The sequence below is a fragment of the Virgibacillus pantothenticus genome, from assembly GCF_018075365.1.
Taxonomy (GTDB): domain Bacteria; phylum Bacillota; class Bacilli; order Bacillales; family Amphibacillaceae; genus Virgibacillus; species Virgibacillus pantothenticus.
Map to the genome: position 1 here is coordinate 2693191 of NZ_CP073011.1, position 15170 is coordinate 2708360.

The window sequence follows — 15170 nt, forward strand, 5'->3', positions numbered from 1 at the left end:
TAGTTCCTCCTGTTCCGCTATATATCTTTCAATTCAACAATTAAGACTTCAACAACACCAGACAGTTCTTCTGCAATTTCTTCTAAATCTTCTGCACGCTCTTTTGCGGTTCCCATGGCCAACATCGATTCTCCTTTATAAACCGCGTAAATGGCATTTTTTCTGTAAGTTAATCCTTCAGGTTTCTGCATTATCCTCACCTACCTTTTTAGTGGTATAACTTGCTTTCTATAGTCTCGAAAAACTTTTGCTAAGTCTGTGTTCAAAGGTAAGCCAAACAGTCCGTACAGCAAAACAAGTCTGTTTCAGCATGGTAAGTTCCTTCATCCATTCTCACGTAATCTTCTGGACTCATTTCATTGACGTTTGCTTGCTCAATTATTCAGGAATATCTCTCGGCGCCCTTTTGCAAAATGGACAATGCATTGCTTCACCTACCTTTTAAATTGGAGTTACTTCTATTTTTCCAACAGAGCGAAATCCTGCATGAACATAGCCGACACCATAATTAACCACGAAATGTATATCTGATGAAACTAGATGCGGAAGTACCATGCTTAAAAGGTTATTGAAATTCACTACCTCCATATCTTCAGTAACAGTCACATTGTTTCTTCCTAAATCTGTAATCTTGACTTGGTACACCTTGTTTCACTCCCCTTCAAGAGCTTCTTCTAACTCCTCAGAAACCCCGTAAAACATTTCTATTAAATTTTCAAAAGCAAGCCATTTCAATTCATCAGATAGATTATTGAATTCTTCCTGAGTTAGTTCTTCAGGAGATTTGCCAGTTTCATCTTCAAAACAGTTACTCATTTTGATTCACCGCCCTTCGCTCTCTTCAATAATGCTCATAACTATTTCCAAATACTTTTTATAGCTAATCGGTTCGATCTTTATTCCAATCGACTTTTTTGGAATTTTATTTTCATCTTTCACTGAATAAAACCATCTATCACTTACCCATTGACTTTGATTCATATTGTTAAGTCCGAAAACATCATGAGGTTTAAACGGACTTATTCTCGGAATTTCATCTAGCATTTCTTTAAATAATTTGTAATGCGTCGATCTCTTTTTGAATGCATGAATGCCGTTTTTATCGGGATGTTTAGTTAGTTCGCTCTTATAAATCTCGTAATCTTTTGAATCAGCATAGATTCCGAAGTGTGATTCATGGTAAAAAGCAAAACCGTTATCTCGAATGTAGCTATTCTGTATTTTGTTGAAAAATTCTTTTGTTTTTTCCCTTCTTTCAACCTCTTCTTTATACCAATTACTATCTTGCTTTACTTCAAAAACTGGAGCATCTAGCGTTTGCATATACTTTTTATCCCCCCTTCAAAAGCTATTAATCAAAATCAACCAATTACCAACTACGACAAGACCAAATGCAACAGGGTAAAACACATCAGGATCCAGTAACTTTTTCAAAACCAATTCCTCCTGGTTGCTAACGCCTTATCGTCTAAACCATCTGCTACAGCTTTAATTTGCTCATATAGCTCTTTCACTTCTAAATGAGCATTGTCGTCAGGTAGGATAAATATTTCTTCCATATCTTCTTTTAGATATTTAGCACGTTGTTGCCTTATAGCTGGATCGCCTTGCATGATGTCGTCAAATCGTTCCTGCGATATTTCTAGGTGAAATTCGTCTGAGCCTTTCATTTCGCTTCCTCCTTCAATTTATTGATAATGTAAGCTTGACCTTTTGGTTTTACTCGCATTGTCGTCCAAGTTAAAGAACCTTTACTTGTCTCTTTAACCCCTTGTGATATTTCAAAGTAGCCCCGTTCCACGTACTCTTGATAAGGCTCGTTTCTTCCTTTGAACACCAAGCCCCATTCTCTTAATTTCTGCCATAACCTTTTTTCACCAGTTTTAATTCCTTGCTTAGAAGCTAGCTTCGCTAGTTCTCTAACTAGCAGGCTTTTTTCAGATGTCATGCAAGCCTCCGCAAAATCAACCAATGGCTTCTGCTTTTCAAGTGTTTGTTCTAATTCCAATACTTTTCTTTGCTGTATTTCCATGGCGCGCTGCACAATCATTTCAGGACTGTTCCAGCGCCTTTCTACTTCTATAAAATATTGACGTGCCTGTTTACCTTTTTCGTTCCGTTGTAGCATGGATATTTCTTTTGCCATGTCTATTTTTATATGGTGATTTTGTTGTTCATAAGTACGCGCTCTTTTTTGAGCGTCTACTTTTTCAGTTACAACAACATAATCAATCCCTTCCGAAAAACCATAACCAATCATTCTTTTAATCCAATCTCTGTAGTTTGTTCCTACATTTAAAAATTCGTGTAAGTCTCTACCAATAACTAAAATTTCACCTTCATTACTTTGTTTAGTTGGTATTAACTCGTTCATACTTTTCCTCCTATATCCCTTTTGGTTCTTCGCAATCGACCATAAAGCCGATGATACATTTGCTTGCGTCTAATCCACCTTCACCCCATGCTTAATAGCAAATTCCTTAACCACGGCAATGTAAATTACTATTAATCTTTTATCATCCGCAATAACATCCACTTTGGTAAGCTTGTCTCTTTTTGATTTAGAAACCCCTTCATCCGCTAACCGTCTACGCTTGTTAGTCAAACGTCTGGATAGATCAAATTTCCCCCGACGTTCAACTTCTTTATAAATCTCACTATTAACTTCCCTGTAAGCTTCAAATCCTCCACGTGACTGTGCCATTTTACTAATTAATTGACGAGCATCTTTTCTCCAGTCTGTCGTATTAAGAGCGACTACATCCCGTATGCCTTGCACTTCTCCTGCTAATTTCTTTGTTTCCATTTCCTGTTTTGCTAACGATTGAAATAGACCATTAAACATCTGAAGTTCTGGGCTTAGTTGTGATGTGTCCAATCCGTAAGAACCTGTCTTTCTAATCTGCGGAATAACTTCAATAGCAAGCCAATCTTGAAACTTTTCTGCGATATCATTCGAAGCCTTAAACGCTAGTTTGTAAACTAGTGGTTCAGGGATTAGATCACCCTTCCCCACTTCTGGGGAATTAGCAGGAAGATAACTGTTTACTCTTTCCCATCTAACAAAAGTTGATTTTCCTTTTCTTTGAGTTAATCCTAAAGACGTCGCAACTTCTTCAACATCGAACATAATTTCTTCGCCTTCTTGCTTTGCAGATACTTTAAATAATTCATTTTCAAATGTTTGTAATTCATTCATTTTACTTCCTCCTTCAGCTCTTCAATGTTTTCGTATAGAATCTTTATATCTAATGCCAGGCACACTTTATTTATTGCATCCTCATTCCAACGCCTTTTCCCGGCAATAAGATCTGAAATATATTGCGCGCTGTAACCAGTCATCCGAGCGAGGTCTACATAGCGCATTTCTCGTTGTTCTAAGATTTTCTTAACCTCATCAGAAAAATTCATATTCATTATGATCACCTCCCGAAAACAACATTAAGCTAATAGCTTAATTATTTCAAAGCCTAAAATTAAGCAAATAGCTGTATTTAAGAGTAAATATACTGGTTTTTCTGCTATTTGCTTAATTATGCTTAATTTTTCAGCTATTTGCTTATTGATTTTAACTATAGGCAATGGTATCTTTAAAGAAGCTAAGCTATTTGCTTATATAAGGAGTGTGTCTAACTATGGATAATCGAATTAGGGAAATTAGGCAACAAAAAAAGATAAGTGGAACAAAAATAGCCAAGCAATTAGGAATTTCAGCACAGTATTTTTATGACATAGAAAAAGGAGAAAGAAACTTAAGTGCTGAACTAGCCGTTAAAATTGCTGATATTTTAGGGGTTTCTGTAAGCTATTTATTAAACAATGATAATGGTGGTTTTGTAGGAGAGAGCGAATCACAACACTACGGGCAAAATACTCGCTTAGTGATTTTAGAAACTCTGCAAAAGTTAACAGATGATGAAGGGAAATTTTTTGAAGACTTACGTAAAGATATATTTGATTGTCTAAATGAAATTTTATATTTTTATTTTGATCGAGAAAATTTATCGAGAAAAAATTACTCTTATAATGATTTTAAAGAATACTTCTCAAACCAAGGCGAGCTAACAGATACTGAAAGAGAAGAAACTATCGAAGAATTCAACCTTGTTTTTAACTACAACACTTTTAAACAGATACTTAGTTATTTAAAAGATGATGAAATGGAAGATCTGTTGGAGAGTTTAAATAAAATATTAAACAAACATGGACTGGACGAAAAAACTCCTTCACACGAAAAGGAGTTTTTAGATAAATTAGAGCTATCCGATGAAAAATTATTAGAAGAATTTAATTTAGTTTTAGATGGAAAAAAGCTCACTGAAGATGAAGCAAAAGGTATTATAGCCTACTTACGTTCTTTACGCCAATTCGATAAATAATTCTGTAAAGTTCTTCCTTTGAGATTCCTAAATGCTTCAATGCTTTCCTAACATCAACGTCTTTCTTCATAATACCCCACCTATTTTGGATTCTTTAGCTTTAAACGCACATTTTCTTTCTAAATGTGTTCTTTTTTACCCCACAACAGAACGTCTGTTCCTATGTTATCACATTTATAAATAATTTAAAATGCTTTCTGGTAAAATTTTCACATGCGAATAGTTAAAAATACCTAACAAGGCTCATGTCAAAATTACGTTGATAGTATTTCAAGTATATAAAACACATTCACAAGTATTTCTTTATATATTTTCTTTAATATTTTCTTTAGCACTTTTGCATATAATGAAGGAAAAATTTTCACTGTACTCTACGTAGGGTACGATACTGTCCTCTACGTAGGGTACGGCACTGTACTCTACGTAGGGTACGGTAAAGGTGTACTCTAATTAGGGTACAAACAAACGTTCCTATACTTATAAATAGAATTTATGAAAAAGAAAAACCTTGAAAGGCTTGGCCGATCAAGGTGTTTATGTTAACTACGTTATTATTTTTAGCTATCCCTTTTCCACACACATTGTCCGTTAGCTAAATAAACTGCACTTGGCGGATCATCGTAGAGAGAGATTTCAACCAATGAACTTTTCTCTTGTCTTAACCAATTATATACACTACCTTCATTAGTAGAAGGATGTGATAAAATTTTATTTACTTTAAATACAGCTGCATCATATTCTGTATAATTTATATTATCCTCATCTAATCCATTGTCTGTTTCGAATACTGTATCTAGTTCGCCAATAATCCTCAATCCATTTTCCCATTCTAGTATCATGTCACTATCTTCATAATTTATTAATGTTCCTATTAATAAGTCATACCCCATATGCATCCTCTTTTCTTATGTTTTTTATGGTCTGGATGGTACTATATGAGCACCGTCTTTTCCATAATGTATCAATCCTTTAGTAGTCTCACGGTATTCACCAGTTTTCCGATCATAGTATTTCCCTATTGGTTCACCAAAGTCTATTCTTTCTTTATTTTTGTTAATCGAAGTTCCCTTCCCCGCAAACTTATCGAGCAGTTCCTGAGCTGTTTTATTATCCCCATAGAAGATACTCTTATTTTTTCCATTTGCTAATTCTTGTTTATAGTTTGGAGTATTAGGAATATGCTTCTCCTGAGCTCCTGGCTTTACTTTAACCGGAAATCCATTTACTTCACGATAAGGTCCTACAGGTACTGATTTCTTTCCATAAGAAGGTACTTTATTCTCCGTACCCTTAACTTTCTTCGCTGTATGTTTTCCCTTATTAGCAAATTTCATAACTCCGCCAGCTTTAAATAGCTTAAAAACTTTTCCTTGAGGCATAAGAGAAGCTGCTGCTATTTCCTTTTCTTGTTGCGTTGCTCTTGGATCCATCACCGTTTTTGCATCATCCCAAATGAGAAAATCAAAAGCTTCCTTTGCTATTTTTCCTCCCATTTCTTTTGCATCATCCATACTTCTTTCTAGCCAGTTTTTTTCTGGCTTCTTTGGTCTCCATCGATTTTCAGGAATCGTATCCACTAATTCATATTCTACACTTCCAGATTCGGATTGATATTTTCTTACGATTCTACCATCCACCAATGTATAGTAAGTTCCCTGTCTCACTTTTTTATAGTCCGAGACCTCTACTGCGGAAATTACTTGGTGTTCAATGGTAGAAAATTCTCCTGTAGTTAAACGATCACCCGATGTCGCTACAGCTGCATGCATAGCTCGATAGCTGTAATCCATGGTTTTCAATCCAAAATGTTTCTGTAAATATCGAATAGGAATAGCTGCAAATCGGATATACCTAGAGAGTAGAAGCTTGCCTGCTTCGCCAAGAACTGCCTCTAGCCCAATTGCGTTTCTAACAGCCTTATTCTCAATACCAGCTACAAGTTCTTTGTGAAACTTTTGATCATCTAGTTGCCTTGCTTGGTAGCTGCCAATACGTATCTTCCCATTGTTTCCTAACTCACGGATTTGACTAATATAATTCTTCATCATGCGAATATCTTGGTGAATGGGTTCTAGCTTAGCTGTATTGTGGCGGTCAAAGGCCTGGAGCTTCTCTATCGTCTGTCGGTTCATCTTTTTCGCATGTTGTACGTTATCAAGAAACTCGCCATCGTCTATATTCGGAACGTTAATAATATCTTTAACCGAGTGAAGAACGGCATTTGCCTCATCCGTTAACGCCATAGTAATCTGTTCCATTCGTTCAAAACTTCGTTGCACATCTTGAGAAAGAAAATCCTCGCGAATAACCCCATCTTTGTTTGGTTCCATGTCTTGAACCGACTTTTTCATTTCCTGTAAAGTATCGGAGTAATTCGTAATAAAACCTTCTAGGAACAACAGAAATGGCATGTGTACCTCTTGATAGAAGGTTCGAATAGAATTAGCCGTTTTCCCTTTAAACGCATCCTCCAAAGCTATAATACCCTCTATGCTTTTCTGGATGTTTTTTACTTGTGTATGTATTTGTTCTAGCTGCGATATGGTTTTGTCGATATAGCTATGAAGGTCGCTTACATAAAGCGCCTTAATGAACATCTCCTCCTATCCCCTTGATAATCATTTCAATGTAACCCCTTTAGTTGCATTATACTAAAAGTAAAAAATATATGGAATTGTTTATGGGAAAATAAACTTTTTAACTGAAATCTATTTACTTTTTTAAATAGATATAGTATAATTAAATTATAGAAAGGAGGTCAGCAAGTGGATGTTGAAAAGATTATAGGTCTAATCGCTTTAATAGCCGGAATCATTAAGGCTCTGACATCAAGTGCAAAAGACATACATGACATAGCAAAAGACCATAAACAGAAAAAGCGACGCTCTCCCACCAAGAAGAAACGTCGCTAGCATAAAACACAAGGGAGGGAAACCTCCCTTACAAATAAATTATACCACATCCACTATAACAATATGCTAAAAAAATTTGGTTACACTAATATCATGATGCTGTTAATAGGTGCTGCTATTCTGTACTTTTACGTTGATTTTGGACAACCATCTAAGTATGACATTATTATAATTGTACTATTTGCTTTAACAATCTTAATCCATATATTTAGGATTATCTTGCTTATCATTTCCTATGGAAAGGAGCGATAAGAATATGAAATACCAGTTTGATTCAGATGCAGATCTTCTTAGCTTTCTGAATGAAAATTTGCTATCAACTATTGAAACGGCTGAAGTATTAGGTGTTTCTAAAGTTAGGGTTGGTCACTTAGTTAAAACAGGAAAGTTACAGCCTGCTAAAGATCAACCCAAGATATTTTTGAAGAGTGTTGTTCTGGATAAAAAGAAAGAATTAGAGGAACTTAGAAAAAAATACAGACCTTATGATGAATAGCCTACCCCAATAAAGGAGTAGGCTTTTTAACATTAATACACGTCTTTCTTACGCACCCAAGACATAATACCATCCAGTAACACACGATCTGATTTAACTTGGATAATCTTATAGCTATTACCTTTAACAAAGCTTGCAATCGACTCGCCAGTAGCAAATTTGCTTGCTGATTTTTTGACAGTGACTTTCTGGCCGACTTTAAAGGATTTAGGTTTTGGCTTGCTGGATGCGGTAGATTTAACAAATCGACCCTGCAATTTATTTAACAACGTAACGTTTTGGCTAGCTGTACCACGATAATTTTTAATGCCGTACTTTTCAGCTAATCTTTTACGGTTGTTAAAACTAGCATCCATCTTATGATCTTTCATATAATCAACAACACTTTTATATTTTTTAGATGGTTTAGGCTCAGGTGCTGGTTTACTTGGTTTTGACGGCTTAGCTTGTACACCGAAATAATCAGCAATGGCATCAGCTAAAGCCTTGCCTGCACGCTCTAAGACCTCGTCATTACGCATAACTTTAATATCGATTGTCGAGTCCATAAATCCACCCTCAATTAAGATGGCTGGCATTTTTGACTCACGCACCATATGGAGGTTTGCTGTTTTTATACCCCTATCACGTAAACCCATTACGCCAACAATGCTAGGATGGATAGCTTTTGCTAAAGCTAACCCTGTAGATGCACCAGGATAGTAATAGGTTTCTGTGCCTGTCCAATTACCCCATTTACCAATATTGGCATTATGGTGATAGGATATTAAAATATCTGCATCCCACTCATTTGCTTTATTTGTCCTAGTGCTTAATGGCACATCGGTTTTACCAGATGGATCATCAAGTCTTAGCACATCAATGCCATATTCTTTTAAATGCATCACAGCTGCAGTTACTACTTTATTATTAAATGACCACTCTCTTTCGCCGTCCGGCGTCCGTTTACCCGGTGTATGGTAGCCATGTCCTGCTCCAATTGCTACTTTTGCCATTATTTAACCTCTCCTTTTAATTTTTTTCAATATAAAAAAGGCACCCGAATGAGTGCCTTAATCAACGTTTTTCTCTTTTAAAGTGTCGTCATCATAATCACTAAAACGACCTTGGAAAATATTAATTGCTTTACGGATCGGACTTGGAATAGGCAGACTTAATCTACCTGCGTTTTCTAAGATTGAGACCAACTCATTTACAATGTAAAAATAAATAGTAGCCGTCATTACAAAAGCCTCAATCTCTGTTGCATCAATTAGCACCAGGTCAATTACATGTGCAGTGGCAACCATGGCGAAGATAAACACCTTTTTACCGATTCCCCAAAATCCAACTCTACTTGATAACTTACCCTCATATGCACTTGCTGCTATACCTGTTATATAATCCAATACAACAAACACTACTAAAGCTATTAGTGACACTGTCCAACCTCCATATAAAAATGCAAAAACGACAGATGCGACTGCCGTTGTTGTTTTTGCCATATTAATAATCATGTCTATCATCATGTACCTCCTGTTTTTTGGTATTAAAAAAGCACTTAAATTTAAGGGCTTTACCAACTTAACAATTCATTCATCTCTATATTGAAAGTACTGGCAAATAAATCTAATAGATATTTACAATGTTCCTCCCCTCCACAATATTCGGGTGAGAGCGCCACTGTAATAACATCCCAATCAGCCAGCCTTTTTAAATATTCGAGGTTATTAGTTATCTGTTCTCTATCGTACAGCTCTTGATAGGTGTTATAACTTTTTACAAAGTAATCAAGATCTAAGTCCAATATTAAACTACGATTGGTATCCTCTAGTAATAACTCTCCTTTACCACTTTGAAATTCTTCAAGACTGTGAAATCGTCTTATACTTTTATTTTGCTCCATTAGGTTTTCTAAAATAATTTTTGAATGATGATTATCAGTTGGTGTATCCCGATTTATACAATCTCTTATGCTGTTTTCATTCAATTCCTTTTTGTTCTCATCACAAACGTATATAATATCACCTATGGTATTTCTAACCACTGATGGCCAAATAAAACTATCAATCCACATGTAAACATGATTTGGTGACTCTCCCGTTCCATAATCAAATTTTTTTGCTAATTGAATTGCTTTATCGAATGATTGAATGTCACCTAGCACACCTGGGACATCTATAGCATCTGAAACATCATCTAAATGTGAATCCACATGTATCATTATCGCATAAGGCTTAAGAATCGCCTTCATTCTAGCTATTTCCCAAGCGGAAAAAGCGTAATTGTGGTCTCTCATTAAATAGATATTTTGATTAGGAACTTTTTTTCTCCATTCATGATCTTTCATCCAACAATTCATATAATATCCCCCTTGTCCACTTATAGTACTTAATTTCGACAATGAGGAACAATTTTCCTGCATAAAAAAACAACGCCTATTCAGCGTTTTCCGGTTCTCCTTTTAGTTCTTTTAACTTCCGTTCCAATTCTTCAATCTCTTTTTGTTTTTCCTGTTCTTCTGTCGGTATTTCAATTGTTTCTCCATCTTTTACCCGTAACTGCGGATAACCGCCAGTTAACATAAGCTCCGTCTTATCAATCTGACTAGCGATATAATCATCAACGTAAAATTGAAATCCTTTGCGGGTCGGTACTGCGTTATTTCCAACTGTTACACTTTCTACTTTATTGTCATCATTTACTATAAAAAATACTTTCAACTTACCGGAATCATTTTTATCGTAAATTTTAATATCCAACGTATTCACTCCTTACAGCACATCTGTTTGTATAACACTTTTCATTCGAAAGATGATTTCTTCTTCTGGTGATGGTGTCCAAGCTGCTACCCAACCTATTTTAAAAGTGACATCTCGTTTTTTAAAAGTAGGCTTACCTAAGTCAATAACACATTTTTGTATGCCAGATGTACCTTTTTCGATCAATTGAAAATAAATGCGGTCTTCTTTCTTATCGCTAGATCCGTTTACCACATGTAGGGAATGTTTACCGCTGTCGGCATGTGGCCAATAATGAAATATCAAATATCTGGCACAGTGCACAAATTCGTAACGCTGAAACGCAACAGCATTTAAACCATCTCTTACATCTAAATACCCTGTCTCTTTTCGCTTGCTGCCGTCAGCGCTGTACTTAAGGCACACATACCACGACCTAGCCCTAAACTTATACCCGTATAGTCCCCCTGGAATAAACACAGGACCAACCTCTGCTCCCGGTACTTCATTTTTTGTTGTTGTCATATAGTAAGGGTCATCAGCACTAACTGCATAGGCGTTATGCATAAGTCCATTTTGCATCGTAATAGCACCGTCTGGTCGTACAATTCTAACGCCTTTATCGTCTATAATGACGTTACCATCACCAAGTACACCTCGTTTAGCGTGTATCTCCCCGCTTAAATACGCATTAACAAAACGTGAGTTACCTTTTAAATCAAGCCATGATACTGGATTACCTTTACTATCATATTGCACTAAACCATTTGTACCATCCCATTGTATACGTGCACCATTAGCAGCAGTACGAATAGGTACAGACCCAACATCGATAATCCCTTTTTTAATGTTGCTTGCGTTTTCCGCAAATTCTTCCGCTTGCCTACGTGCTTCTTCGGCTTTTTCTTTTGACACCTTATCAGCGTGATCTTTAGCGTTAGTTTCGGCTAAATCTGCTTTCAGTTGAGCGACATATTCTGCGTAGGCTCGTTCGTCCTCGGGTGCTGGTGACCAGTCGGTTTCTACGTTGCCTTTTTCGAGTTTTACTTTCTTGCCTTCTACACTAGCGTCTTCTAAAAACCCGTACCTAAAAGACACTCTCATATAAGCTATACTTTGTTTATTAGGTACAGTTATTTTATCAGTTGGTCTAGTTTGACCACCTACAGGCACTAATTCGCCATCACGATAAGTGCCTATATAGACCTTATCCTTATCGTAAAACATAATTTGACTTATAGTATAGTTACAAATAATGTTTTCGTTGGCTAAAACCTCTATAAACCCACTAACCAAACTATCTGTTTCGGTCGCCACTTCTCCGTCTGCCCATTTAAACACACTATTCACTAGAGCGTCTTTTATTACAAATAAATTCCTGCCGCCAACCTGCACATTATCATATAAAGGACTCCAATTATAATCAGACGGGTTAGTGCTTTCGGTTTGCGTGGTCTTGTTGTAGGCAAGTCCTAAGTATCGCTTACCATCCGGTCTATCAGCCATGCCATTACCATTTTCATCATCCGCATATTTTACCCAAGTGTAATTAGGATTTCCATCTTCTCCCGGCGGTCCCGGCACACCTTGATCGCCCCTATACTTTGACCATTCATAATCATCGGGATTGGTGCTTTTAATGGGTGATTCATTGTTATAAGCCATACCTATATAAGCTTTGCCATCTGGATAATCAGACATGCCGTTTCCTTGATCGTCATCAGCATATTTATGCCAAGTATAAAGAGTTTGTCCGTTTTTTCCAGGTGGTCCGGGTATTCCGGGCTCTCCATCCACACCGTCAAATACGTTAGTTAACGTCACATATCCCAATACAGCAACATCTTGAAATACAACCTCACATGCATACATGGCTTTTTCGTCGATGTCGGTTGCTTTAACGTTTATGGTTTTTCCGCTCATTGACCACTCACCCAAGAGATTACCGTGCTTATCGTATTTAGTCCATGTATAGTTATATGTTTCTCCGTCTTTGTCCATCTCGTTTCCTTGGTTATATACAACAGCAGTCAGTTCTGCATCGCCTATACCGTTTTTAAATACGGTACCTGCGCTAGATACTACATTTACGCTTAACATGCGTGCGATACTACGTCTTATTTCGTCTTGTAGTGATTTCCATACTGCTTGTACTTCTTCTTCTGTGTACTCGGTAAAATCACCTAGCTTGACGTTCTTTTTACCACGTTCTTTCATACTTCCGCTAACTTCAAAAACCCTCGCTTCTACGTACAAAGGGGGGTTAAATTGCGTGTCTTTTATTTTCAATGTATCACCGAAACGTATTTTTTCGTTTTCCATGCCAGGCACGTGTTCAAGGTCGGCTATTTCAGCTTCATATTCAACTATTTCGTTGATGCGTTTCTCTAGTTCGTTCTTGGTTAATGTTCGTAATCTATCATAAGACAATTCGTCTTTTTCAGTTTGTGGCTCGTATGTGCTTATGATGTGGCGCAACTCACCAGTAACAGGGTCACGTCTACCCCATCGCTGTAGTGCGTCATAATCTTCTACCAACACCTCTAGCCTTCTGCCGTCTTTTTCCGGGCCAAGACCGATCAACGCTGTATAAATATTGTCAGTATCCTCTATACGTTTGATACTACGCAAATCCTTACCAAACTCGATTTCACGTCCCCGCCATTGTCCAATTTGTTGGACTAAGTCAACATAACGACCAGTTATTTTATTACCTTTTGTTTCGATACGGAAATCTAATTCGAGATCAAATTCCGTGGCAATTCTCTTCAACATCGAATAAGGGTCAGTGTGTTTCTCAATGTGGAATGTTCGGGAACCTTTACCTTCAACAAGCCCCACGATCCATTCCGTTTTCCTTAGAACAGTAGCTGCCGCGGTACTTGCCGATTGGCTTTTTAACGTTTGTGGTTTGATTACTTGAGCTTTACGTAAGTCATTGTAACTGGCTTTAGTAAAGACCTCTATATAAAGAGAATCTTTATGTGTTTTACCTGCATGCCATATCGTTAATTCTCTATATCCACCATCCTCATTAGGAATAATTACTTTATTACGTCCAGTTAAATACTCGGAATAGTCTTTATCAGCAAATGTTGTAAAATCAAACGTTTCTGCGGTCGTCTCTAACGATCTGTGATAATTATCATACCAAAACTCATCCATAGGAATAATGCCGACTATAACGTCTGTTTGCTTATCTATAACATGTATCACTTTATCACACCTACCTATATCTATTACGCCATTTAGCTGTTGCTTTAAAACTGTTAGATGGATGTACTACTAGTTGGTTATCGCCTTTGTGTAAATTAAAAAAAGAACCTCCGAAATCTTTTAGGTTCTTCGAGTCTTCGCCGTTTAATAATATTTCCTTGTTAAAGTTATCAAGTGTTATTTTATCGCCCGGATTAGCGATATATGGCGTTTGATCGACCGTTTCTTGCGCTAGTTTAAACACTTTTATATGCAAGATTTTAGGTGCGTAAGCTCTAGCCGAATCCGCCCATTTACCGATGTGTATTTGTACATATCGTAATTTACCCATGTACTCATTGTTGTTATCGGTAAATAACTTTTTTAGACTAAAAACGTGTTTTGTATTATTGGCCACTCGTGTTACATAAAATTCGAATTGGTTACCAATCCTTCGCAAACGTAACATACCAAAGAAAAAAGGCCATCCATAACTATAATTTTGTGAGCTTATTAAATAATTTTGTTGCCTGCCTTCATATCCTCCGATACGCCCCTCAGCAATTTTATTGTTTATACCTAAACTTTTATCTAGTAGAGCCATTTTTCCAAGTACGTTCATGTTTTCATCATAAGCATAAAATTCAATTCGGTAAGTTTGATCCGGTTTGCCAGTTTCTCCTTCAACCATCATTTCAATTTCAAAGTCTTGTGATGGGGATATTTCTTTAATTAGCGCCGGACCGTGCCAATTATTTGTATCCGGTCCGTAACTTGGCACAGTAATACCATCATTATCTGTGCTTAGTCTACCAGCTACTACGCCACCATCTACTTTAGTAGGGGTATTGCTCCATGTATCTAATGTTTCCCCTCGTTCTTCGATGAGTAATTTCCTAGTATCTACTGTTTCCATATCAGCTTCTAAAGGGGTTCCAATCAATTGATATTCTTCAAATTGATTCTGCACCATAGCAAAGGTAACAGGTTTTAATACCTCCAACTCGAAAATCGGTGATGCTGGTGCTGTACCATTGTACGATAATGTAAGCATGTCAGATGTAAAAGTTTTAGTTTGTTCTTTGCCGTATTTAAATGGATCTGGGCACAAAAAATTAATCGTTCCATGCCCATAACTAACCATTTCTTCTAGATCTAAATCGCCATCCACTATAGCGTAATAAGTTCGGTTTTGTTCATCGTCAAACTCCAAGGGTTCTGGTTCATTAGTTATTAACCAATCCGCAAGGTCTTCTTTAAGTTTTTGCAGATCAGAGAAATTATGATTTTCTAAGAGTACAGGAACAGAAATAACTCTTGGTTTTATTGCTGTGTTGGATAGATATCCTCCGGCTAAGCCGGAAACCTCTAATATGCTTCTTTCTACGGTAGCCCAGGGAGGTCGTTTTTTGCCTCTGAGAACTTTCAAATAATCCTTTTTTATACCTCGATATGTCATGCCAGACAT

19 protein-coding genes are annotated in these 15170 nt (G+C 36.8%); 3 read left to right on the forward strand and 16 right to left on the reverse strand.

Translation table 11 applies throughout. The features are described 5' to 3' along the window. Positions 1–17: 17 nt before the first annotated feature. The 8 genes from KBP50_RS12635 to KBP50_RS12670 form a co-directional block, all read right to left on the reverse strand. Positions 18–191 carry a hypothetical protein gene (locus KBP50_RS12635; RefSeq protein WP_157858480.1) on the reverse strand — a complete coding sequence of 58 codons (174 nt, stop codon included), beginning with the start codon at positions 189–191 and terminating at the stop codon, positions 18–20. 250 nt (positions 192–441) lie between these two features. Then, positions 442–645, reverse strand: coding sequence for a hypothetical protein (locus KBP50_RS12640; protein ID WP_050352234.1), 204 nt, complete (start codon positions 643–645; stop codon positions 442–444). Positions 646–651: 6 nt separating this feature from the next. Further along, positions 652–816, reverse strand: coding sequence for a hypothetical protein (locus KBP50_RS12645; RefSeq protein WP_157858479.1), 165 nt, complete (start codon positions 814–816; stop codon positions 652–654). 6 nt (positions 817–822) lie between these two features. After that, entirely contained in the window at positions 823–1323 is a 501-nt protein-coding gene (locus KBP50_RS12650) for a hypothetical protein (RefSeq protein ID WP_050352233.1), read from the reverse strand. Between the two features lie 107 nt (positions 1324–1430). After that, positions 1431–1670, reverse strand: coding sequence for a hypothetical protein (locus tag KBP50_RS12655; protein WP_050352232.1), 240 nt, complete (start codon positions 1668–1670; stop codon positions 1431–1433). Then, positions 1667–2374 carry a phage antirepressor KilAC domain-containing protein gene (locus tag KBP50_RS12660; protein WP_050352231.1) on the reverse strand — a complete coding sequence of 236 codons (708 nt, stop codon included), beginning with the start codon at positions 2372–2374 and terminating at the stop codon, positions 1667–1669. Before KBP50_RS12660 ends, KBP50_RS12655 begins: the two co-directional genes overlap by 4 nt. 69 nt (positions 2375–2443) lie before the next feature. Beyond that, positions 2444–3199, reverse strand: a complete 756-nt coding sequence (locus KBP50_RS12665) for a BRO-N domain-containing protein (protein ID WP_076362107.1) — start codon at positions 3197–3199, stop codon at positions 2444–2446. Next, the gene (locus KBP50_RS12670; protein WP_236691423.1) at positions 3196–3417 is read right to left on the reverse strand and encodes a helix-turn-helix domain-containing protein; all 222 of its coding nucleotides are present in this window, start codon (positions 3415–3417) and stop codon (positions 3196–3198) included. Before KBP50_RS12670 ends, KBP50_RS12665 begins: the two co-directional genes overlap by 4 nt. A 218-nt stretch (positions 3418–3635) precedes the next feature. Between KBP50_RS12670 and KBP50_RS22135 the strand changes: the two genes are divergently transcribed. After that, the gene (locus tag KBP50_RS22135) at positions 3636–4379 is read left to right on the forward strand and encodes a helix-turn-helix domain-containing protein (protein WP_050352230.1); all 744 of its coding nucleotides are present in this window, start codon (positions 3636–3638) and stop codon (positions 4377–4379) included. A gap of 557 nt (positions 4380–4936) precedes the next feature. Here the strand turns inward: KBP50_RS22135 and KBP50_RS12680 are convergent. Both KBP50_RS12680 and KBP50_RS12685 read right to left on the reverse strand, forming a co-directional pair. Continuing rightward, the gene (locus KBP50_RS12680) at positions 4937–5269 is read right to left on the reverse strand and encodes a hypothetical protein (protein ID WP_050352229.1); all 333 of its coding nucleotides are present in this window, start codon (positions 5267–5269) and stop codon (positions 4937–4939) included. 24 nt (positions 5270–5293) lie between these two features. Next, positions 5294–6976 carry a T7SS effector LXG polymorphic toxin gene (locus tag KBP50_RS12685; protein ID WP_210967588.1) on the reverse strand — a complete coding sequence of 561 codons (1683 nt, stop codon included), beginning with the start codon at positions 6974–6976 and terminating at the stop codon, positions 5294–5296. Between the two features lie 168 nt (positions 6977–7144). Here KBP50_RS12685 and KBP50_RS12690 point away from each other — a divergent pair, with 168 nt between their 5' ends. Both KBP50_RS12690 and KBP50_RS12695 read left to right on the forward strand, forming a co-directional pair. Further along, complete coding sequence (locus KBP50_RS12690) at positions 7145–7291, forward strand: hypothetical protein (protein WP_157858478.1); 147 nt, start codon at positions 7145–7147, stop codon at positions 7289–7291. 256 nt (positions 7292–7547) lie between these two features. Continuing rightward, positions 7548–7787: a MerR family transcriptional regulator gene (locus KBP50_RS12695; protein WP_050352226.1), complete on the forward strand. Its 240-nt coding sequence runs from the start codon at positions 7548–7550 to the stop codon at positions 7785–7787. A 32-nt stretch (positions 7788–7819) separates the two neighbouring features. Here the strand turns inward: KBP50_RS12695 and KBP50_RS12700 are convergent, their stop codons facing one another. The 6 genes from KBP50_RS12700 to KBP50_RS12725 form a co-directional block, all read right to left on the reverse strand. Beyond that, positions 7820–8782: an N-acetylmuramoyl-L-alanine amidase family protein gene (locus KBP50_RS12700; RefSeq protein WP_083696816.1), complete on the reverse strand. Its 963-nt coding sequence runs from the start codon at positions 8780–8782 to the stop codon at positions 7820–7822. 57 nt (positions 8783–8839) lie between these two features. Next, positions 8840–9292: a phage holin family protein gene (locus KBP50_RS12705; protein WP_328218133.1), complete on the reverse strand. Its 453-nt coding sequence runs from the start codon at positions 9290–9292 to the stop codon at positions 8840–8842. A 50-nt stretch (positions 9293–9342) separates the two neighbouring features. Then, positions 9343–10128, reverse strand: coding sequence for a peptide arginase family protein (locus tag KBP50_RS12710; protein WP_050352224.1), 786 nt, complete (start codon positions 10126–10128; stop codon positions 9343–9345). A 76-nt stretch (positions 10129–10204) separates the two neighbouring features. Further along, positions 10205–10528 carry a hypothetical protein gene (locus KBP50_RS12715; RefSeq protein WP_050352223.1) on the reverse strand — a complete coding sequence of 108 codons (324 nt, stop codon included), beginning with the start codon at positions 10526–10528 and terminating at the stop codon, positions 10205–10207. Between the two features lie 12 nt (positions 10529–10540). Continuing rightward, positions 10541–13723, reverse strand: coding sequence for a phage tail spike protein (locus KBP50_RS12720; RefSeq protein WP_210967589.1), 3183 nt, complete (start codon positions 13721–13723; stop codon positions 10541–10543). A 10-nt stretch (positions 13724–13733) separates the two neighbouring features. After that, positions 13734–15170, reverse strand: coding sequence for a distal tail protein Dit (locus KBP50_RS12725; RefSeq protein WP_210967590.1), 1437 nt, complete (start codon positions 15168–15170; stop codon positions 13734–13736).